This is a genomic window from Myxococcus sp. CA051A, from assembly GCF_013336705.1.
In the GTDB taxonomy this organism is placed as follows: domain Bacteria; phylum Myxococcota; class Myxococcia; order Myxococcales; family Myxococcaceae; genus Myxococcus; species Myxococcus llanfairpwllgwyngyllgogerychwyrndrobwllllantysiliogogogochensis.
The window spans coordinates 1-436 of sequence record NZ_JABUMS010000083.1 but is presented as its reverse complement, the minus strand read 5'-3'; the positions used below and the strand labels follow the sequence as shown (position 1 = coordinate 436).

Below are 436 nucleotides of genomic sequence, written 5' to 3'. Positions count from 1 at the left end.
GACGCGCGGCACGAAGGACTGGTCCCCGGAGCTCACGGGCGTGCCCTTCTCCGCGCACCCGCTGCCCGAGCGCGACGGCAGCTACTGGAACTTCGGCCTCGCGCCGTACGCGGGCGAGCACGGCCTGATGCTGCTGTACCGCTTCAGCGCCGACGGACGGATGCTTCAGTCCGCACACCTGCCCATGCCCTTCTCCGGCTACGCGCACGCCTTCGCGCAGACGGAGCGCCACCTCGTCGTGGTGCTCGCGCCGCTGGTGTGGGACCGCGAGCGCGACGTGACGTGGTTCGACGCGGAGGCCTGGCAGCCGGCGCTGGGCACGACGGTGCTCGTGGTGGACAAGGCGGACCTGACGCGCGTGGTGCGGCGGGAGCTGCCCGCGGGCTTCGTCTTCCACTTCGGCCACGCGTGGGAGGACGGAGACCGGCTGCGCGCG

At 72.9% G+C, this 436-nt stretch carries 1 protein-coding gene; it reads left to right on the top strand.

Annotated features, from left to right (window positions below; translation table 11 throughout):
- Positions 1-436, top strand: a 436-nt coding sequence (locus tag HUA74_RS45015) for a carotenoid oxygenase family protein (protein WP_174459520.1), incomplete at both ends; no start/stop codon positions are given.